This is a genomic window from Rhizobium sp. LjRoot30, assembly GCF_964253915.1.
Lineage (GTDB): Bacteria > Pseudomonadota > Alphaproteobacteria > Rhizobiales > Rhizobiaceae > Metarhizobium.
Genome location: NZ_CAXUSG020000002.1, coordinates 369,889 through 389,547 on the forward strand (window position 1 = coordinate 369,889; position 19,659 = coordinate 389,547).

Consider the following 19,659-nt stretch of genomic DNA (forward strand, 5'->3'; position numbering starts at 1 on the left):
CGTCGCCCCTCAGGCGCCGGTCCATTTTGGCGGCCGGCGCTCCAGGAAGGCGCGCTGTCCTTCCAGCATGTCGTCGGAAGCGAGCATGCGCGCAAAAGCCTGGTATTCCGGGCCGCTATCGCCACGGATCCCCATGGCATCCCGATCCGGCATGCCGTCGATATTGCGCAACACTTCCTTGAAGGCCTGCTGCGCCAGCGGCGCATCGAGCGCCATCTTGTGCGCGATGGAAAATGCCAGCGTGCGCAGCTCTTCAGCAGGTGCCGTGCGGTGAACCAGACCCCAGGACATCGCCTCCGCAGCCGTCATGCGGTGCCCGGTCCAGATCATCGCCGTGGCGACATTGTAGGGAATGCGGCGCGGCAGGCGCTGCAGGCCACCGCCATCCGGCAACAGGCCACGCTGGAGTTCGGGGAGTTGGAAATAGGCATGCTCGCCCATGACGATCAGATCGCAGGCCAGCGCCAGTTCCATGCCGCCACCGATTGCCGGCGCATTGATCGCTGCAATCAGCGGCTTCTTCAGGTCCCATAGCTTGGTGATGCCGCCGAAGCCGCCCTTGACGGCGCCGACACCCTCGTCACCGACTGATGCCACGGACTCGCTGAAATCCATACCGGCCGAGAACGCCCGGTCCTCGCCGCTGCTCAGGATCCCGACCTGATAATCGTCGCTGTCCTGCAGGAACATGGCCGCTTTTTCGAGCGCCCGGCTCAGGCGGCGGCAGATGGCATTGACCTTCGGCTTAACCATGCGGATTTCAAGCACGCGGCCTTCCCCGTGCAATTCGACGAAACCGGCCAGCTCGGCATTCAGAGTGTCGATCATGTCACGACTCCCGCTTGCGGTTGGCGAGCAGCTGCAGCACTAAGGGCGGCACGGTCGCGATCAGCAGCATCAGGGTGGAGACCGCCGCAATCGTCGGATCGACATCGTCGCGCAGCGTCGAGAACATCACCTTGGTCAGCGTCGAATTCGGGCCGGCCGAGATGAAGACCGAAATGACCACCTCGTCGAAAGAGACGATGAAGGCGAGCAGGGCCGCCGAGATCACCGAAAACTTCAGCTGCGGCAGGGTGATGGTGAAAAACGCTTTCAGGCGGCTGGCTCCGAGGCTTCGCGCCACCATTTCCTGGCTGAGATCATAGGTCTTGAAGCCGGCGGTCATGGTGATCAGCACGAAGGGGATTGCGGCCAGCGTATGGGCGATGACCAGGCCGAGCGTGCTGTTCAGCAGTCCCGCCGAGGCGTAGACGAAGAACAAGCCGATCGCCAGCAGGATCGAGGGAATGGCCAGCGGCGCAATCAGCACGCTGGAGATCGTTCCGCGCAGGGCGAAGCTGCCGACATGCAGGCCGTAGGCCGCCGCCGTGCCGAGCGTGGTTGCCACGATCATCGTGCCGAGGGCGACGCGCAGCGACACCCAGGCCGAGAGCAGCCACTTCTCCTGCCCGAAGAAGCTCTCGTACCAGCGCATCGACCATCCGGGCGGTGGAAAGGCCAGAGAATTTGCCGAACTGAAGGACATCGGGATGACGATGAGGGTCGGCAGGACGAGGAAGATCAGGATCAGCGCCGTGAGGACGTAGAGCCAAAGGCGCTGCTTGTGGGAGACATGGGATTCCATCGGATCATCTCCTCACTGGTTGGCCGTCAGCCGGCGGACGATCAGCCAGCTGAGAGCGAGGAAGCCGGCAGTCAGGACCAGCAGCACCACCGCAAGCGCCGAGGCCGGCCCCCAGGTCGGGAACAGCGACACGGATTGTTCGATGCGCTGCGCGATCATTTGCACCTTGCCGCCGCCCAGCAGCGACGGAGTGATATAGAAGCCGAGGCACATGACGAAGACCATCATCGTGCCGGCAATCAGGCCGGGCATCGACAGCGGCAGGAAAACCCGCAGGAAAGCGTGGCTGGGCGAGGAGCCGAGATTTGCCGCCGCCCGCATAAAATTGCCGTCGATCGATTTCATCGAGGCATAAAGCGGCATGATGAGGAACGGCAGCATGATATGGACCATGCCGATCACCACGCCCGTCATGTTGTTCACCAGCGCCAGAGGCCGTTCGATCAGCCCGAGCGCATCCAGCGTATCGTTGACGATGCCGCGCCGCTGCAGGAGAACGAGCCAGGCATAGGTGCGGACCAGCAGCGACGTCCAGAACGGCACGAGCACCGCAAGGATCAGCAGCTGCGCCCAGCGTTCCGGCAGGATCGTCAGGACGTAAGAGACCGGATAACCGAGCAGCACGCAGAAAACCGTGACCAGGAGCGCCACCTTGAAGGTGGTGACGAAGATCGAGACATACGCGCCTTCGGTCAGGATGCGGCTGTAGTTCTCCAGGCTCAGTCCGCCGCCTTCGCCGACGAAAGACAAGGAAAAGAGCCAGCCGATCGGCGCGACCATCAGGATGATGACGATGGCGAGCGCCGGCACGGCAAGACGCAGGAGCTGGATGTTTTCGCTCCGGCGATCCTTTTCCAAGGCGCGCGCATTGTGCGCAAGCTCGGCATCCGTGACGATCCGTTTGGCCTCGCCAAAAGACGTGTCGGTCAAGGCCATCGCTCAGCCCTCCCCGCGCACGATGCGCGTGTCGAGCCGGTTCAGGAGCAGGTCGACGCGTTCGCCCTTCGAGGGCAGGTTTGCCGCGCCCTGCGAGCGGTTCGACTGGCGAACGTGGACGACATCACCCTGGTCCAGCCCTACCTCGATCAGCAGGCTTTCGCCCTGAAAGACGATGCTGCGGACAGTGCCGTTGAAGATATTGGTATTTTCGTCGCGCGCGACCTGGCCGAAGCGAGCGATATCGAGACGCTCCGGGCGCAACATCAGCATCGGTTCCGACAAAGCCGCGTCGCCGGCATCGGCTAGGCAAAGCAGCTGGCCACCATAAGCAAGGCCGCCTGAAACCTTCTGGACCGGCAAGAAGCTCGACTCGCCGATAAAATCGGCGATGAAGCGGCTTGCGGGCCGCTCGTACAAATCCTTGGGCGCGGCGACCTGGGCCAGCCGACCACGAGAAAAGACTGCAACGCGGTCGGACATGGTCAACGCTTCGCGCTGGTCGTGAGTAACCGAAACCGTGGTCATGCCGAGACGATCGTGCAGGCGGCGGATTTCGATCTGCATGGTTTCGCGCAGCTGCTTGTCCAGCGCCGAAAGCGGCTCGTCCATCAACAGGATGCGCGGTTCGAAGACGATGGCGCGTGCCAGCGCGATACGCTGGCGCTGGCCGCCGGACAATTGCGTGATCCGCCTGTCCTGATAACCGCCGAGCTGCACCAGATCGAGCACCTTGCCGACCCGCTCACCGCATTCCAGGCGTCCGACACCGCGGAGTTTCAGCGGATAGGCGATGTTTTCGCCGACGCTCATATGCGGAAAGAGGGCATAGTTCTGAAAGACCATCCCGATGTTGCGCTTGTGCGGCGGCAGGTGCACCACTTCCTGATCGCCAAGGCGCACGGAACCGGACGACGGGCGGGCAAATCCGGCCAGCATCATCAACAGCGTCGTTTTGCCCGAGCCGGAAGGACCGAGAAGGGTAAGGAACTCGCCGGCGGCGATATCGACCGAAACATTGTCGACCGCGCAGAACGCCCCGTAATGTTTGCTCAATGAGGAAATAAAGACCGGCAGTGCCGTCGACGCTGAAAGTGACATACAAACATCTCGCAGTTTTTTGAGTTGGGAAGGCCGTTGGCGCTGCAACTGCGTTGCGCACCCTGCCGTGCCTGGATGTGCCCGGCCGAAGCCGGGCACATGCTCCGTTTTACTGCTTGAAGGCGTCCCAGCGCTCCTGAAGCGCCGTGGCGTGCTCGGCCCAGTAGGCCGCGTTGGTCACCAGCTGCTTCTTGATGTTTTCGACGCTCGTGACGATTTTGGCGGCCTTCTCGGGCGTGATCTTGCCGCTCTTGAACGCATCCTGGTTCATCGGCCCATAGGGAATGTAGTCGGGCAGATTGGCCTGATAGTTCGGATCGAGCAGGTGGTTGACCAACTTCATCGCACCCTGCGGGTTCGGCGATCCCTTGGGAACGACCAGGCATTCGACGTCCATGATCGCGTCATTGATGGTGTAGGCGTAAGGAGCGCCTTCCTTGATGGCCGCCTCGATGCGGGCTGCCCAGATGCTGAGCATGTCCACTTCCTGGCTGGTCGCCAGCTGCGTGGCCTGCGAGCCGGAGGTCCAGAACACCGCAACATCCGGCTTCAGCTTTTCAAGCTTGCCAAAGGCGCGATCGACATCGAGCGGGTAGATCTTGTCGCGCTCGACGCCATCGGCAAGCAAGGCGATCTCAAGATTGCTCTGGCCGCTGTAGCCGGATAGGGCGCGTGTGCCCGGGAATTTTTCGGTATCGAAGAAATCGCGCCAGTTCTGCGGCGGATTGTCCTTGTAGACATCGGTGTTGTAGGCCAGCACCGTGGAATAGGCCGTGAAACCGATCCAGTAATCGTTGCGCAAATGCTCCGGAATGCCGGCCGCATTGGGGATCTTGCTGTAGTCGAGCTTTTCCAGCAGCCCCTCGTCTGCCGCCTGCTGGCAATAACCGCCATAGAGCTCGGCGACGTCAAGGTCGTTGGCGCCACCCTTCACCTTGGTACGGACATCCGCGATGCCGCTCTGGAGCGTGTATTCGGTCACCTGCATGTCGTGATCCTTCGGCAGGTGATCGAGGATCGCCTTGCGCACACCCTCCTGATAGGCGCCGCCATAGGATGCATAACTGACGGTCTCGGCGGCCAGGGCCGGCACGGCCGCAAAGACGCACGCGCCGACCGCGAACGAAGCAATAAATTTCATGAGTTCTCCTCCTCAAGAGCCCTCTCCACAGGCTCTCTTTCTGGCTATCATAAAATTTAACGGACGTCCAACTTTTTATTTATTCTGATTTTCTCCATGCCGGCGACAGGCCTCGCGCCTCGCCATTGCGGATCGCGCCGGCCCGCACCGGCCATGAAAACACCATAACGCCGGATCGAAACGGGTCGCAAATAAATTTGTTGGACGTATAACTTTTTTTGTGTACCGTTTGCCATCGACTGCCCGGTGCATTGCCGCGGCATGATCCGAAAGACAGATCTGGGGGAGGTTCGGCCGGGCTTGGGAGAGGTCCGGAACGACATTGCGCGCCCCGCCTTCAACCCGAAAATTCGAAATGAGGCCGAGATGAATGGTGCTGAAAGCCTGGTTCGCAGTTTGCTGGCGAACGGTGTCGATACGTGTTTTGCCAACCCGGGAACCAGCGAGATGCATTTCGTCGCGGCGCTCGACCGTGTCGAAGGCGTGCGCTGCGTCCTCGGACTGCATGAAAACGTCGTCACCGGCATGGCGGACGGCTATTATCGCATCAGCGGCAAGCCGGCGGCGACGCTACTGCATTGCGGCCCCGGCCTTTCCAACGGATCGGCCAATCTGCACAACGCCCGGCGGGCCGAAAGCGGTATCGTCAACATTGTCGGCGACCACGCGACGGGCCATCGGCCGTACGATTCGCCACTGACCGCAGACGTACCCGCCCTGGCCGGCGCGGTGTCCGCCTCCGTCTGTACGCCCGCAAGCACGAAAACCCTCGGGGCCGATGCGGCAAGGGCGGTTGCGATCGCAAGGCAACACCCGGGCCGGATCGCCACCCTGATACTGCCGGCCGACATATCCTGGTCGGAGGGCGGTGTCGAAGCCACGCAAAACGATCCCTCCCCTCCCCCGGTCATCGATCCGCTCGCCGTCGAAACGGCGCGGCAGATGTTGGGCGAACAAGGGCGCAGCCTCATTCTGCTCGGCAACAGCACCGCCACGCATGAGGGGATCGGCCTTGCCTATGCCATTGCCGGCCATACCGGAGCCGATGTCATGGCAAGCTCCACGGTTGCCTGCCATCCGGGCGGCCGTGGCACGCATGCCTTCCCCCGCGTACCCTATCCCGTCGACGACGCGATCAAGGTACTGGCGGCCTATGACAGCGTCCTGTTGGTGAATTGCCCTCCTCCGGTCGGCTTCTTCGGTTATCCGGGCAAACCCTCGCTGCTTTGCCGGACGGATGCCGTGGTTCACACGCTGTCGCGCCGCGAGCAGGACGGAACCGAGGCGTTGCGCCTGCTTGCCACCGCTCTCGGCCTCGACGCCGGTGCCGTGAACCGCCCGGCAGCGGAGCCGCGGCAAGACATCGAACTGCCACGCGGAGAGCCGACACCGGAGAAGCTGGACCAGGCACTGGCCGCCCTGCTGCCCGAACAAGCCATTATTGTCGATGAGAGCATTACCTACAGCAACGGCTTCACGCTGACACGGGCCGCGGCAGCGCCGCACGACTGGCTGATTATCACCGGCGGCGCCATCGGCGGCGGCATGCCGGTGGCGACAGGTGCTGCAATCGCCGGTGGCGGACGCCAGGTCGTCAATCTGCAGGCCGACGGTTCCGCCGCCTATACGCTGCAGGCGCTATGGACGCAGGCCCGCGAAAACCTGCCATGCACGACGATCCTCCTGAACAATCGCCGCTACAACATCCTTCTTGGCGAATATCGCAACGTCGGCGCCGTTCCCGGCCCGACGGCGATGAGCATGCTCGATCTCGGCAACCCCGATATCCGCTGGGCGGACCTGGCGCGCTCGCTCGGCGTCGAGGCGGAGCGCGTCGCCACCATGGAGGAATGCACGCAGGCACTGTCGCGCGGTTTTGCGTCCGGCAAACCCTATTTCATCGAACTTCTGGTCTGAAGCGGATCGATGCGTCTCACGCTCGCGCCTTCGACGGTGGTTCAGGGGATGGTGATGATGTGCACCGCCTCGCTGTGCTTCAGCCTGAACGACACGTTCACGAAGTTCCTTGTCTTCCGCTACGGCATTCCCGAAATCATCTTTCTGCGTAGCCTGATCGCCCTGCCGCTGCTGGCGGCCATGGCGATCGTCATCGGCAGGACGAAGATCCGCTGGTCATCCAGGCTGTTCTTCCATGCCATTCGCGGCGCGCTCAACCTGGCCGCCGCCTATCTCTACATCAACGGCCTGCAATATCTCAGCGTCGCCGAAACGACGGTGATCCTGTTCTCCTCGCCGTTGATCGTGACGCTGGCCTCGGTCTTCTTTTTCAAGGAAGTCGTCGGCTGGCAGAAATGGGCGGCGGCCCTCTGCAGCTTCACTGGCGTCGTCATCGCCATCCGTCCCGGCGCGGAGGCCTTCCAGCCAGCATCGCTATTCATCCTGGCCTCCAGCTTCCTCTACGCTGCCAATTCGTTGACGGCGCGCTGGATTCCTGAGGCCGACAACCTCTGGACCATCAGCTTTTTCGGCGCGGCTTTTTCCGCCCTGTTCGTTGCGCCGCTGGCGGTGAGCGAGTGGATCCCGGTCCATAGCGAGGACCTGATGTTCCTCACGGCGGCGGCCCTGTGCTCCAGCCTCGGTATCGGCCTGAGTTCGCTCGCCTATCGCCTGGCCCAGGCCTCCGATCTCGCCCCTTATGCCTATTCCGGCCTGATCTGGTCGCTGGGGATCACCATGATCGTCTGGGGGAGCGTCCCGACCCTGTGGACGTTCCTGGGAGCCGCTGTGATCGCGGCCAGCAGCCTTTTCCATTTCCTGACGTCGCGGCAATGATGCCGGACGGCGCCATGTCGCTTCGTCGCCTATCGCAGCGAATAGGCCTGAAACGGCTCGATTCGCTTCCTGTCGATGACGGCGCCGAAGCCCGGCATCGGGTTGATGCGGAGCGCGCCATCGCGCCCGATCGCCTGTTCCGGCGGATTTTCGAGCACCTGCACGTAGGTGTTTGAATCGCTGAAATAGGGATAGACTTCCAAATTCATCGCGTTCGGGATCGCGGCGCACAGCGAAAGCGATGCGGCGGAACACAACGAACTGGCGCAATTGTGCGGCGAGACGCGGGCATTGTAGGTTTCCGCCATGCCGGCGATCTGCACCGCCTCCAGCATGCCGCCGCAATTGGCGATGTCGGGCATGACGATCGAAACGGCACCTGTATCGAGGACGTTGCGGAACCCGCCGCGGCCATAAACCCGCTCGCCGAGCGCAATCGGGATGCCGCTTCGTGTCGCCACCCGCGTCAGGCCGGCGAGATTGAAGGGATCGAGCGGTTCCTCGATCCAGCTGATATCGAGATCGCGGCAGACATCGAGAAACCGCATCAGCTGATCGTCGCAGAGGCCGCCCGACAGGTCGAGCATCAGCTCGATATCGGGCCCGATTTCGGCGCGCAGGGCTTTCACCCGTTCGATCGCCTGGCGGAAGCGGCTGTCATCCAGCATCCGCGCCGAGACGTGGCGGAACGTGCCGTCTGGCAGTTCATAAGCGAAAGGATAGGCTTTTAGAGCGCGAAAACCGTCCGCGAGCGGCCGGGCTGCGGCTTTTGCCCACTCGACCACGTCGTCGTGCTCGTGGTTCCAGCCATTGGCATAGAGCTTGATGTCGCTGCGCATCGCCCCACCCAGGAGTTCGTGGACGGGCAGTCCTGCCGCCTTGCCCTTGATGTCCCAGAGCGCCAGTTCGATGGCGCTGATCGCGGCGAAGGAGACGGCGCCTCCGCCTTTCGCCCAGAAGGAGTGATCGTAGAGATCCTGCCAGATGCGGCGGATCTCGAGCGGGTTGCAGCCGGAAAGCCGCAACGCCATGTCTTGAAGCATGCCGGCTACGGCAGGTGCGCCGTAACCATAAGCGACGCCGGCCTCGCCGAACCCGGAAATGCCCTCGTCCGTCTCGATCTCGACGAGCACGGGGCGCAGGCCGCCGCCTTCGATCCGGTAGATCCTGACATTGATGATTTTCATCGGAGGGCCTTTCTGGCGAGGTTCGGCGGCAGGAATCAGGCGTGCGCGGTGACGACGATTTCGATCAGCGTCGTACCGCCGAGATCGGCGACACCGACGGTGGCGCGGGTCGGAAAGCTCTCCGGCGACAGCCATTCCTTCCAGACCACATCCATCTGTGGCTTCAGGGCCATGTCGGTGATGAAGATGGTTGCCGACAGCAGCTTCGTCTTGTCCGAACCGGCTTCCGCGAGATAGCTGTCGAGCTTGGCGAGGATTTCGCGGGTCTGGCCGGCCATGTCGAGGCTTTCGTCGTCGCAGGTGGTGCCGCCGACGAAGATCAGGCCGTTATGCGAGACGATGCGGTGCATGATGGGGGTCTGGAGATGACGTTTCGTCATTGGTTCTTTCCTTCTTCTTCGAGTGAATGGTGTTCGGGCGCCCGTCCGGTGACGGCAAACACGGCTGCTGGCGTCTGCGGCAGGGCGCCAAGTTCGGCAAGGCGCAGCGGCTTGACCGGCGCCCGCAGGCGGTAGGTACCGATCTCGGCCGGGCTGACGCCGCGCTCATCCGCCATGATTTCGGTGACGGTCGAGGCGCACATGCGGCCCTGGCACGGCCCCATGCCGCAGCGGACGAAGGTCTTGAGCTGGTTCGGTCCCGGCGCGCCGAGCGCGATTACCTGCCGCAATGTGCCGGCACGCACCTCTTCGCAGCGGCAGACCATGGTGTCGGGATCGGGCGGCGCCAGGAACTGGCGGGCCGGACGGTAGAGCGTATCGAGGAAGGCCCGTCCGCGCCGGTAAGCCTGCCGCTGCTTCTCGAGTTCTGCGAGACGATTGTCGCTCTGTGACGAGGGCAGCAGGCCGATATCCGCAAGTGCTGCCAGTGCCGCGATGCGGCCGGAGACCGCAGCATGCTCCGCCCCGCCGATCCCGGCCCCGTCGCCGGCCGACAGCACGCCGGCGAGCGATGTGCGGCCATGGCTGTCCGTCCGTGGCTGGAAGGCGCGCTGGGTGTCGTTCCATTCGATGGCGCAGCCGGTGGCGCTGGCGAGGTTGATGCCGGGAATGACGCCTTGGTGGAGGAGCACGCATTCGGCGGCGATCGTTTCCTCTTTTCCGCCGGCGCGAAAACGCACTCCCTCGGCTTGCCGAGTACCGGTAATCGCCAGTTCCGTCACACCGGAGATCACGCGTATCCGCCGCCGAACGCCGAACAACAGGGAAAGCCCCTTGGCGACATATGGGGAGAGCAGGAAATCGGGAAGATGGCGCAGCGCCGGCAGCCGTTGTTTCCTGTCGGCGGTATCGAGCAATGCCGCGATATCGGCGCCCGCCCGCAACAACTGATCGGCCAGCAGGTAAAGCAACGGCCCGCAACCGGCGAGCACGATGCGGCCGGCGGGAATGCCGGAGACCGATTTCAGCGCGATCTGCGCCGCCCCGGCGCTCATCACGCCGGGAAGCGTCCAGCCGGGCACGGCCATGGGCCGTTCCATCGCTCCGGTGGCCAGGATGACGGCGCGGGCGGAAACCAGGCGCGCGGTGCCGGCAAGCGTCAGGCCCAGTGTCGCCGTGCCGCTCTTCTCGCCGGATGGGGCGGCATCGAGGCTCCAGACGGTGGTGGCGGCGGCATAATCGACGGATGACGCGGCAAACGCCTCGGTAATGGCACGCCCCTTCCAGTAATCCTTTCCGAGGAAATCCTGGCGTTCCGGCGCATTGCGGGTGACGGCACGATAGATCTGGCCACCGGGGGCGAGATTTTCATCTACGACCAGCACGGAAGCGCCTGCCGCCGCAGCCTCGGTTGCCGCCGACAGGCCCGCCGGGCCGGCACCGACGACGACGAGATCGTAGTGCGGCGCAAGCTGCCCCGCTTCGGTTACGAGACGCGCGCTCAAAGGTCCGGCCTCCCGGAGATGAGGCGTGCACCGGACTGGCTGGTGACCACCATGCCCTCGCGCACCTCGGTGAGACAGCTCTGGCGGTTCTGGATGCCGTCGATGGTGACGAGGCATTCGAAGCAGACGCCCATCAGGCAGTAAGGCGCACGCGGTTCCCCGCCCACGACGCTTTCTCGGAATGTTTCAACGCCCGCAGCGAGAAGGGCCGCGGCGAGCGTATCGCCTCGGGCCGCGGTCACGCTTCTGCCGTCGAAGGAGAAGCGCACGGTTTCGGCGGGTTCACGAATTCTCAGAAGCATGGAACCTCCGCGAGTGGAACGGTGCGAGATCGGCCGAGAGGGCGCCGGCAGCGATCTGCGGCGCGACGACCAGGGCGTGGTTCGAGGCAAGCGTAACCCCGGAATGGCAGACGGCGACGAAGGCACCGGGATGCGTCGCGGATTGCTCGTAGATCGGAAACCCGTCCTGCGTCTTGACGCGAAAGCCGGCCCAGCTGCGCACGACATTGAGGTCGGCAAGGCAAGGAAAGACCCGCATGGCCCGGTTGGCGAGCACCATGCTGATCTCCTGATTGGTGGCGATGGCCTCGGTGTGCGTCTCCTCGCTGTCGCCGATCATGACGCCGCCTTCATCCGCCTGGCGGATCGTTGCCGACGTATAGTCGAAGAACGGGCGGCATTTTTCGGTGACGAGGATCTGGCCCTTGCTGCGTTTCAGCGGCGCATGCAGCCCGACCATCGGCGCCAGCCGCTGGTTGTCGATGCCGGCCGCCAGCACGACACGGCGGGCAAACACCGTCCCGGACGGCCCGGACAGCCGGAAACCATTGCCCTCGGCATCGATACGCTCGACGGCATGGCCGGCGCGATAATCGACGCCGCGATGGCGCATGGCCGCATGCAGCGCCCGGAAGAGGCGCAGCGAATTCACATGCCCGTCTGCAGGCGAATAGACCGCGCCGACGACATCCCGGCCGATCTGCGGCAAGCGCCGGCGGGTTTCCTCAGCGGTGAGTATTTCATAAGGAGCTGAAGCGCCGCCGGTCTCGATGGAAATCGTCTGCAGCTCTGCAGCAAGCGCATCGAGTTCGTCCTGCGAAAGTGCGAAAGAAAAGGCGCCGCGCTGGCTGAGCGCGACATCGATGCCGGTGTCTTCGGCAAGGGCGGCGGCAAAGGCCGGCCAACGTTCGGCAGCCGTTCTGGACCACAGCGCGTAGTGCGGCGCATGCAACCCTTTGCCCTGTACCCAGACGAGGGCGAAATTGGCGCGCGACGCCCGCAGGTCGAGGTCCGCACCATCCAGCACGGTGGTGTTCAGGCCGGCGCGGGCAAGCCCCCAGGCCAGCGCTGCGCCGACGAGTCCACCGCCGACGACCGCGATATCGCTTTCGTCCTGTAAAGGCATCAGAAAATGTCCGGTTGCTGTGCTCTGGAGCGTTCCTCCGATTGGGGAAATGCTCCGGCTCATCGTTGTTGCGCAATTGCGCCGTTCGGCGCGGCCACAAAGGCCGCACCGGATCGCATCAGGGCATCAGCCGCGCGGGCTGACGTCGACCTTGAACCACTTCAGCGACAGGTCCTTGATGGTGCCGTCCGCCAGGGCGCTCTTGATCGCTTCGTCGAACTGCGCCTTGAGGGCCGTATCTTCCTTGCGCAGACCGACCGCGATCACGCCGAAGACGCCGCCGGAAAACAGCGGACCGGAAAGCTTAGCGCCCTGCATGTCCGGCTTGGCAAGCGCTTCAGCCAGCACGGTCGCATTGGCGAGAACGGCATCGAGACGGCCGCTGACGAGATCGAAATTGTGCTCTTCCGTGGTCTTGTAGGCGCGGATATCGACGCCATCCTTGAAATAGGTTTCCATGAAGGTCGACGCCGTGGTCGATCCCTGTACACCGACGGCCTTGCCGTTCAGCAGGGCGGCAATCTCATCGATGCGCTTCTGGGCGTCGGCCGCCTGGCTGTCGAGCGAATAGCTCTCGCCGGTGCCGGGCATGTCGGCGAGCGGGCTGTCGGCGGCAACGGCGAAACCGTTGATTCCGGCGGCGTAAGGAGCGGAGAAGGCAATGACTTCTTCACGCTTCGGCGTCACGCTCATGGCGGCCATGATGGCGTCGTACTTCTTCGCCGTCAGCGAAGGGATGATCCCGTCCCAGTTCTGCGCAACGATTTCACATTCGGCCTTCATGCGCTCGCAGAGCACCTTGGCGAGATCGATTTCGAACCCTTCGAGAGCGCCGTTCGGACCGGAGAAATTCCAGGGGGCGTAAGCGCCTTCCGTGGCGATCGTGATTTTCTTCTGTTCCTGCGCGGAGACAGGGCCAGCCGCGACGACGGCGAGGAGCAGGGCGGCAAGTGTGGATTTCAGCTTCATTCGGTTCACCTCTGGTTTGCTTTTGCTGATGGAGTGATGGGCGGCCTTGCGGCCTCAGGCATTTTCCCGCGAAATGAACTGCTTGAAGCGTTCCGATCGCGGGTTCGAAAACACTTCGGAAGAGTGGCCCTCCTCCTCGATCCGGCCCTTGTGCAGGAAGACCGTGCGGGTGGAGACATCGCGGGCGAAGGCCATTTCATGGGTGACGATCAACATGGTGCGGCCTTCCGCAGCGAGATCGCGCATGACCTTCAGCACTTCGCCGACGAGTTCGGGATCGAGCGCCGAGGTCGGCTCGTCGAACAGCATGACACTCGGCCGCATCGTCAGCGCCCGTGCGATCGCGGCGCGCTGCTGCTGGCCGCCGGACAGATGCGCGGGGTAGCTGTTGCGCTTGTCGGCGATGCCGACGCGTTCCAGAAGCGCCTCGGCTTCGGCCAGACAGTCCTTGCGATTGCGCTTCTGGACATGGACCGGCGCCTCGATGAGGTTTTCCAGGATGGTCAGGTGGGACCAGAGATTGAAGGACTGGAACACCATCGCCGCCTTGGCGCGCAGGCGGTTGACCTGGGCGTTGTCGCGCGGGCGCGGCGCCCTGCCCGGCGCCTGGTCGAGCGCGATCGCCTCGCCGTGGATCGAGACAGAACCGCCGTTCGGCACTTCGAGCATGTTGATACAGCGCAGCAGCGTCGATTTTCCCGAGCCGGAGGAGCCGAGGATGGAAATCACCTCGCCTTCCCGCGCCTCGAGCGACACGCCGTGCAGCACTTCGAGTGGGCCGTAACTCTTGCGGATGCCGGACAGCGTGACCGCGGGTGTGGTGTTGGCGTCAGGCACGGCGTTCCTCCGGCTTTCTGGTCTCCGGCGACACGGCGTATTCCAGCCAGGCGAAAAGCCGGGCGACCAGGAAATTGATGGCGAGATAGATGGCGCCGGCGCAGACGAAGACTTCGACCGGGCGATAGCTTTCCGAGATCAGCTTGGCGGCGATGCCGGTGATTTCGAGCAGCGTGATGGTGGAGGCCAGCGCCGTCGATTTCACCATCAGAATGATTTCGTTGCTGTATCCCGGCAGCATCTGCCGCAGTGCCAGCGGCATGACGATACGACGGAACAACAGGAAACCGGACATGCCGCAGGCACGCGCCGCCTCCACCTGGCCGGCCGGCACCGAAAGCAGCCCGCCGCGGATGATTTCCGCGCTGTAGGCGGCCGTGTTGAAAGCGAGCGCCAGCACGGCGCACCAGTAGGCTTCGCGCAGGAAGGGCCAGAGAAAGCTGTGGCGCAGCACCGGAAACTGGCTGAGGCCGTAATAGATGATGTAGATTTGCACCAAAAGCGGCGTGCCGCGGAAGACGAAGATGTAGAACTGCGCCGGCGCATCCAGCCACCATTTTCCGGAAATGCGCATGAAGGCGAGCGCGAAGGCAAGGACGCCACCGGCGACGACGGAGAGCACGGTCAGCTGCAGCGTCAGCGGAATGCCTTTCAGCAGCGCAACGAAGCTTTCAGCGAGAAACGGAAGATCGAAAGGCATCAGACAGCCCTCCGGATGCCGCGCATCGCCCGCTGTTCCGCCAGCTTGAAACCGCGGCCGGAAACGAAGGTGATCAGCAGGTAAAGCACCCCGGCGGTCAGGTAGAAGCTGAAGGGCTGGCGCGTCGAGCCAGCGCCGATCTGCGCCTGACGCATCAATTCCACCAGGCCGATGACCGATATCAGCGCCGATTCCTTGAGCACCAGCTGCCAGACATTGCCGACGCCGGGAATGGCGAAACGGGCGGCCTGCGGCAGCACGATGCGGCGGAACAGCAGCAGCGGCGGCATGCCATAGGCGCGGCCGGCCTCGATCTCGCCTTTCGGCAGCGCCAGCACGGCGCCGCGAAACACCTGCATCTGGTAGGCGCCGGAGACGACGCCGATTGCCAGGGCACCCGTGAGAAATGCGGGAGCGCCGACGAAACCTTCGGCGCCGAACAAAGCCCCGACACTCGATATCAGCGAACTCGAACCGAAATAGAAGAGATAGATCACCAGCAGATCGGGGATGCCGCGCAGCAGCGTGGTGTAGATATCGGCGGCGGAGCGAAGGGCGCGAAACCGCGAAAAACTCGCCGCCGCCCCAAGACAGCCGAGCATGGCGCCGACGAGGAAGCCACAAACTGCCACCGCAACCGTCATCCCGGTCGCTGCCAGCAGGCTGTACCCCCAGCCATCCGGCCCGAAGCCCATAAGCCGCAAATAATCCACCAGCTCAGCCTTTCCTTGTCCGATGCATGGTCACGCGCGTCATCGCTCCGGCGCACGTGGCAGACCGGCCCTCAACGCTTCTTTTGTTCCCGGAGAGACTGTTCTTGCTTTCGACGAGCCCAGAAAGCCGCGGAAGCCTGCCCTTTCCATTGACAGAAGGGATCGCATGCAGGAACCATACAGTCAAATTCGAAAAACTGGCACAAGAATAACCAAATGTTATGGAGAGCACCATGAACTTGCGGCAGGTCGAGGCATTCCGCGCCGTCATGCTCACCGGGCAGATGACGACGGCGGCCGAGTTGATGTCGGTGACGCAGCCTGCGGTCAGCCGCCTGATCCGCGATTTCGAGCATGCCACCCGGCTGCGGCTGTTCGTGCGGCGCGGCAACCAGATCACCCCGACGCAGGAAGCCGTCACGCTCTGGAAAGAAGTCGACCGCGCCTTCATCGGCCTGAACCGGATCGCCACCGTCGCCGATGAGATCGCCAGGCAGGCGGCGGGCACCTTGCGCATCGCCGCCATGCCGGCGCTGGCCAACGGCATTCTCCCCCGCTTTCTGGCAGGTTTCCTGCGCGACAAGCCGAACCTGCACGCCTCGTTGAGCGGCCTGCCCTCTTCCATGGTCATCGAGGCGGTGGCGGCGGGACAGGCGGATATCGGTTATGCCGACGGCCCGCTCGACCGACAGGGTTTCGTCATCGAGACCCGGCCGCTTGCCGCAGTCGTCGCCATTCCGGAAGGCCATCCGCTCGGCAGCAAACCGATGATCGTTCCGGCCGACCTGAAGCAGCAGCGGATGATCAGCCTAGAACCCGGCACGATCTTCGCCATGCGCGTCGAGGTGGCACTTGCCGGCGTGCCGCGGCTTTCGACGCTCGAAACCCGCCTGTCGCACACGGCGCTGACCCTGGTCAGCGAGGGCGCGGGAATCGCCATCATCGATCCGACCTCTGCCAGCGAATTCCTGCAGCGGGGCGTCGTCGTTCGCCCCTTCTCCATCTTCATCGATGCCAGCTTCCTCGCCATTCGCCCGGCCAGTCAGAACCGTTCCGACATCATCGAGCGATTTTTCGCGGAATTCTGGGATTTCCATGACAGGATCATCAACGCTGCGGGAGTCGCTCCTGCTTGACCTGCCCGGCAACAGGAAAACGTTACCGCTTGGCGAAGCAGCAACGGAAGCTATATGTGCTGCTATCCCGCCAAGACCAACCCGTTCTCTCAAGTCAGCCTGTCATGAAAACCAAAACCCTGGGCTATATCTATGTCCTCCTCGCCGTGACCATCTTTGCCGGGCAGGACGCCTTTTCCAAACTGCTCGGCGAAAAATACCCGCCCATCATGGTCACGATGATCCGCTTCTGGGCATTCGCTGTTTTCGTCACGCTTCTGGCGGCGGCGGCACCGGGCGGGTTGCGAGCCAATATCCGCACGAAAAGGCCTTTTCTGCAGGTGTTTCGCGGCGCCTTGCTGGTCGTCGAAGTGGTTGTCGTCGTCTTTGCCTTCACCACCGCGGGTCTTGCCATGAGCCAGGCGATCCTTCAGGCGACACCGCTGATCGTCACGATTCTTTCCGTGCCTTTGCTCGGCGAACAGGTCGGCTGGCGCCGCACCCTGGCCATCGTCGTGGGCATGCTGGGCGTGCTTGTGATCCTCAATCCCATCGGTGTGGATTTCGACATTCGTCTGCTGATCCCGCTCGCGGGCAGTTTCATGTATGCAATCTACAGCATCGCCACGCGCGCTGTCGGCCGCCATGACTCATCCATTACGAGCGTGTTTTATGCCGGCGTGATCGGTGCAGTCGTCGCATCGGTCATCGGACCGTTCTACTGGACCCCGATCGCCGTAAGCGACTGGCCTGCCATGGCGGCACTCTGCATCTGCGGCGCTCTCAGCCACTATTGCCTCATCCAGGCCTACCGCATTTTGAGTGCTGTGGAAGTGCAGCCGCTGACCTATCTGCAGCTTGTTCTCAGCGTTGCCCTGGCAACCTTGTTCTTCGACGAATCTCTGACGCCGAACATGATCGCCGGCGGCATCATCGTGGTCGGCGCCGGGTTGTTCACGGTCTGGAGAGAGCACCGTCTGGGCATCCGCAAACAGCAAACGGAGCTGTAGCGGGAGCGATTCTCCGGCTACATCGACTGCTTCTCCCCCGAAATCGACCCCACGAGGCCCTCTCCGGAACAGAGAAAACATCGATTTCGGCCAGATAAACACATAATCGTCATTCGAACGCATCTTTTCGCTTGGCTTTGGGATCGAAATTTGTATTTTGCGGTTCAATCGAATTCGCCCAGGTTTTTAAAGGCAGTCCTATGCAGGTATTGGTACGCGACAACAACGTCGATCAGGCACTCCGCGTTCTGAAGAAGAAGCTTCAGCGCGAAGGTATTTTCCGTGAAATGCGTATGCGCGAGGCTTTCGAAAAGCCGTCCGTAAAGAAGGCACGCGAAAAGGCTGAAGCCGTCAGCCGCCAGCGCAAGAACGCTCGCAAGCAGATGCAGCGCGAAGGCCTCCTGCCTTCTCCGAAGAAGAAGCCGAGCCGCTAAGTCGTCTGAGACGACTGTCGGCATCACCGGTATTCGGGTCGACTGGCTCGACCCACTCCGGTAGCTGAACGATGGTTTCTGCCGCTATCGGCGGCATCGCGTAGTTGCGTCTATAGTTTTGACGCGCCGCTACCTGTAAAGGGTGGCGGCGTGTTTTTCCGTGTTGGCAGCAATACAAAATTAGCCATATCCATCGGTGCTGCGGAACAGCCGAATCATGTCCTGCGTTTCTCCTGCACAGACAGGGAGTGCGAGAGATGATTGACTGGCTGAATGAACGTTATATTTCGCGCGCCGAACACAACGACATCGTCGGATATTACCGCAAGCTCGTGGGCCGGCTTCACCAGGCGGTCAAGGAGTTGCAGGAACGAGCGGATGCTTCGCCGGGTGCAACCGCCCCCGAACCACCATCCATAACAATGGACAGTCATGGTGCGCCGGAACAGCTCCGGTGCGGCGACAATGTCATCCGGTACGATTTCCGCCTACGCCGGTCGTGAGACCATGAGCGAAGCGCGCCCGCGTTTATCGAACGCACCGGCGGTGCCTCGACGCAACATGGAAACGGCGGGCCTCGGCATCACAAAAGCCAAGACCCGCCGTCAGATAATGGACAGTGCATTCGCGTTATCAGCGTGACGAAAAGCGCTCCGGCCGGAATGTCGCCAGCATCGGATGTTCTGCGCCGGTCGCGATCTCGCAGGCAAGCAGTTCGCCGACGATCAAGCCGAGCGTCGCGCCGCTGTGGCTGAAAGCGACATAATACCCCGGGATGGCTTTCAACGCCCCGAGCACGGGCTCGCCATCGCCCGGAATGGGTTTTCCGCCGACACCGACGGAAGCGACTTCAAGCTTCGGGTTACCCTCCAGCACCTTCGATGCCGCCGCCACCAACGCGTCGACGACGGACGCGTCGATGGCGTAGCTGCCGTCTTCGCGGATCGTCACCCCTTCGTCGGCCGCCCAGTCCGCATCGATGGAGAGGGTGCTGCCCGGTCCTGGGCGAACAGCCACCCTGGGGGTGTTGAGAACGGCGCGCAACGGGTGTGCGAGCGGCTTGGTCTGTACCAGGAGCGCAATCGGCGTGTCGTCACCGATGACCTGCCCGGATTCCGCCGCCATCTTCGGCACCGCAGGCCCGGTGGCCAGCAGCACGACATCGCCGGCAAAGCGGTTTCCGGCTGCCGTCTCCGCGCCGACGGCACGACCGCCTTCGACCACGACTTTTGCCGCACCCTGATCGGTCACGAGGGTTCCGCCGAGGCTCGCGAATTCTTCGAGCAACAAACCGATCAGGATCGGCAGGTCCACCCAGCCTTCACCGGGATTGAAGATTGCACCCGGCGCGGTGACAGAACGGGCATCGAGGCCCGGCGTGACGGACGCGATGTCCTGTGCCGCAAGATGTTTTGCGTCGTAGCCGATCGATGTCTCGTAGCGATAGGCCGCATCGATCTCATTGCGCTCGCCATCGGCATCCCATGTCAGTCCGCCTTCGAAACGAAGCCAGTCGGCGCCCGGGAAACGGGAGGCCAGCGTGCGATAGCGGTCGATGCCGGCCATGCGCAGGCGATGGTAGGGTTCGGAACGCATGCGGGCGGAGTTGAGCCAGGACAGCGACCGGCCGGAAGCGCCGTTGGCGGGCGGGCCGTCGTTGACGATGGTGACCCGCACACCGCGGCGGGCAAGCTGCACACCGGTGGAAACGCCGAATATGCCGGCGCCGATAATGACCGCCGAGGTGATGATGTTGTCTTTCATGGTCATGTCTTTCAGTCCGTTGGTCATGAAGATCGGAAAA

Annotated in this window: 21 protein-coding genes; 6 read left to right on the forward strand and 15 right to left on the reverse strand. The window is 63.0% G+C overall.

Annotation, left to right across the window (positions count from 1 at the left end):
- Positions 1-9: 9 nt before the first annotated feature.
- From ACSQ3I_RS05690 to ACSQ3I_RS05710, 5 genes are all read right to left on the reverse strand, one after another.
- On the reverse strand, positions 10-828 hold the full coding sequence (locus ACSQ3I_RS05690) for an enoyl-CoA hydratase-related protein (RefSeq protein WP_435996874.1): 819 nt from the start codon (positions 826-828) through the stop codon (positions 10-12).
- 1 nt (position 829) lies between these two features.
- Entirely contained in the window at positions 830-1,627 is a 798-nt protein-coding gene (locus ACSQ3I_RS05695) for an ABC transporter permease (RefSeq protein WP_435996876.1), read from the reverse strand.
- Between the two features lie 12 nt (positions 1,628-1,639).
- Positions 1,640-2,563 (reverse strand): ABC transporter permease, encoded by a 924-nt coding sequence (locus tag ACSQ3I_RS05700; RefSeq protein WP_435996878.1) that lies wholly within the window; start codon positions 2,561-2,563, stop codon positions 1,640-1,642.
- Positions 2,564-2,566: 3 nt separating this feature from the next.
- A complete protein-coding gene (locus ACSQ3I_RS05705) occupies positions 2,567-3,664 on the reverse strand; it encodes an ABC transporter ATP-binding protein (protein ID WP_435996879.1) in 1,098 nt (365 codons plus the stop codon).
- A 109-nt stretch (positions 3,665-3,773) separates the two neighbouring features.
- Entirely contained in the window at positions 3,774-4,805 is a 1,032-nt protein-coding gene (locus ACSQ3I_RS05710; protein WP_435996881.1) for an ABC transporter substrate-binding protein, read from the reverse strand.
- Positions 4,806-5,171: 366 nt separating this feature from the next.
- Here ACSQ3I_RS05710 and ACSQ3I_RS05715 point away from each other — a divergent pair, with 366 nt between their 5' ends.
- Together ACSQ3I_RS05715 and ACSQ3I_RS05720 are read left to right on the forward strand one after the other, a co-directional pair.
- Positions 5,172-6,722, forward strand: coding sequence for an acetolactate synthase large subunit (locus ACSQ3I_RS05715; protein WP_435996883.1), 1,551 nt, complete (start codon positions 5,172-5,174; stop codon positions 6,720-6,722).
- A gap of 9 nt (positions 6,723-6,731) precedes the next feature.
- Positions 6,732-7,598: a DMT family transporter gene (locus ACSQ3I_RS05720; protein WP_435996885.1), complete on the forward strand. Its 867-nt coding sequence runs from the start codon at positions 6,732-6,734 to the stop codon at positions 7,596-7,598.
- A gap of 29 nt (positions 7,599-7,627) precedes the next feature.
- On the opposite strand, the gene ACSQ3I_RS05725 is transcribed toward ACSQ3I_RS05720, so the two are convergent.
- The 9 genes from ACSQ3I_RS05725 to ACSQ3I_RS05765 form a co-directional block, all read right to left on the reverse strand.
- Positions 7,628-8,785, reverse strand: coding sequence for a mandelate racemase/muconate lactonizing enzyme family protein (locus ACSQ3I_RS05725; RefSeq protein ID WP_435996887.1), 1,158 nt, complete (start codon positions 8,783-8,785; stop codon positions 7,628-7,630).
- A 35-nt stretch (positions 8,786-8,820) separates the two neighbouring features.
- The gene (locus tag ACSQ3I_RS05730) at positions 8,821-9,165 is read right to left on the reverse strand and encodes a RidA family protein (protein ID WP_435996889.1); all 345 of its coding nucleotides are present in this window, start codon (positions 9,163-9,165) and stop codon (positions 8,821-8,823) included.
- Positions 9,162-10,670 carry an FAD-dependent oxidoreductase gene (locus ACSQ3I_RS05735; protein ID WP_435996891.1) on the reverse strand — a complete coding sequence of 503 codons (1,509 nt, stop codon included), beginning with the start codon at positions 10,668-10,670 and terminating at the stop codon, positions 9,162-9,164. The genes ACSQ3I_RS05730 and ACSQ3I_RS05735 overlap by 4 nt, the downstream gene beginning before the upstream one ends.
- Entirely contained in the window at positions 10,667-10,972 is a 306-nt protein-coding gene (locus ACSQ3I_RS05740) for a (2Fe-2S)-binding protein (RefSeq protein WP_435996892.1), read from the reverse strand. The genes ACSQ3I_RS05735 and ACSQ3I_RS05740 overlap by 4 nt, the downstream gene beginning before the upstream one ends.
- The gene (locus ACSQ3I_RS05745; RefSeq protein WP_435996894.1) at positions 10,953-12,077 is read right to left on the reverse strand and encodes an NAD(P)/FAD-dependent oxidoreductase; all 1,125 of its coding nucleotides are present in this window, start codon (positions 12,075-12,077) and stop codon (positions 10,953-10,955) included. The genes ACSQ3I_RS05740 and ACSQ3I_RS05745 overlap by 20 nt, the downstream gene beginning before the upstream one ends.
- Positions 12,078-12,203: 126 nt before the next feature.
- Positions 12,204-13,046 (reverse strand): lysine/arginine/ornithine ABC transporter substrate-binding protein, encoded by an 843-nt coding sequence (locus tag ACSQ3I_RS05750; RefSeq protein ID WP_435996896.1) that lies wholly within the window; start codon positions 13,044-13,046, stop codon positions 12,204-12,206.
- Positions 13,047-13,100: 54 nt separating this feature from the next.
- Positions 13,101-13,883, reverse strand: a complete 783-nt coding sequence (locus ACSQ3I_RS05755; protein ID WP_435996898.1) for an ABC transporter ATP-binding protein — start codon at positions 13,881-13,883, stop codon at positions 13,101-13,103.
- Positions 13,876-14,583, reverse strand: coding sequence for an ABC transporter permease (locus ACSQ3I_RS05760; protein ID WP_435996900.1), 708 nt, complete (start codon positions 14,581-14,583; stop codon positions 13,876-13,878). The genes ACSQ3I_RS05755 and ACSQ3I_RS05760 overlap by 8 nt, the downstream gene beginning before the upstream one ends.
- The gene (locus tag ACSQ3I_RS05765; RefSeq protein ID WP_435997555.1) at positions 14,583-15,278 is read right to left on the reverse strand and encodes an ABC transporter permease; all 696 of its coding nucleotides are present in this window, start codon (positions 15,276-15,278) and stop codon (positions 14,583-14,585) included. Before ACSQ3I_RS05765 ends, ACSQ3I_RS05760 begins: the two co-directional genes overlap by 1 nt.
- Before the next feature lie 251 nt (positions 15,279-15,529).
- Here ACSQ3I_RS05765 and ACSQ3I_RS05770 point away from each other — a divergent pair, with 251 nt between their 5' ends.
- From ACSQ3I_RS05770 to ACSQ3I_RS05785, 4 genes are all read left to right on the forward strand, one after another.
- Positions 15,530-16,432 carry a LysR substrate-binding domain-containing protein gene (locus ACSQ3I_RS05770; RefSeq protein WP_435996902.1) on the forward strand — a complete coding sequence of 301 codons (903 nt, stop codon included), beginning with the start codon at positions 15,530-15,532 and terminating at the stop codon, positions 16,430-16,432.
- Positions 16,433-16,536: 104 nt separating this feature from the next.
- Positions 16,537-17,421, forward strand: a complete 885-nt coding sequence (locus ACSQ3I_RS05775; protein WP_435996904.1) for a DMT family transporter — start codon at positions 16,537-16,539, stop codon at positions 17,419-17,421.
- Positions 17,422-17,621: 200 nt separating this feature from the next.
- Complete coding sequence (rpsU, locus tag ACSQ3I_RS05780) at positions 17,622-17,855, forward strand: 30S ribosomal protein S21 (protein WP_435996905.1); 234 nt, start codon at positions 17,622-17,624, stop codon at positions 17,853-17,855.
- 257 nt (positions 17,856-18,112) lie between these two features.
- A complete protein-coding gene (locus ACSQ3I_RS05785; RefSeq protein WP_435996907.1) occupies positions 18,113-18,358 on the forward strand; it encodes a hypothetical protein in 246 nt (81 codons plus the stop codon).
- A gap of 130 nt (positions 18,359-18,488) precedes the next feature.
- On the opposite strand, the gene ACSQ3I_RS05790 is transcribed toward ACSQ3I_RS05785, so the two are convergent.
- Positions 18,489-19,619 carry an NAD(P)/FAD-dependent oxidoreductase gene (locus ACSQ3I_RS05790; protein ID WP_435997556.1) on the reverse strand — a complete coding sequence of 377 codons (1,131 nt, stop codon included), beginning with the start codon at positions 19,617-19,619 and terminating at the stop codon, positions 18,489-18,491.
- Between the last annotated feature and the right edge of the window lie 40 nt (positions 19,620-19,659).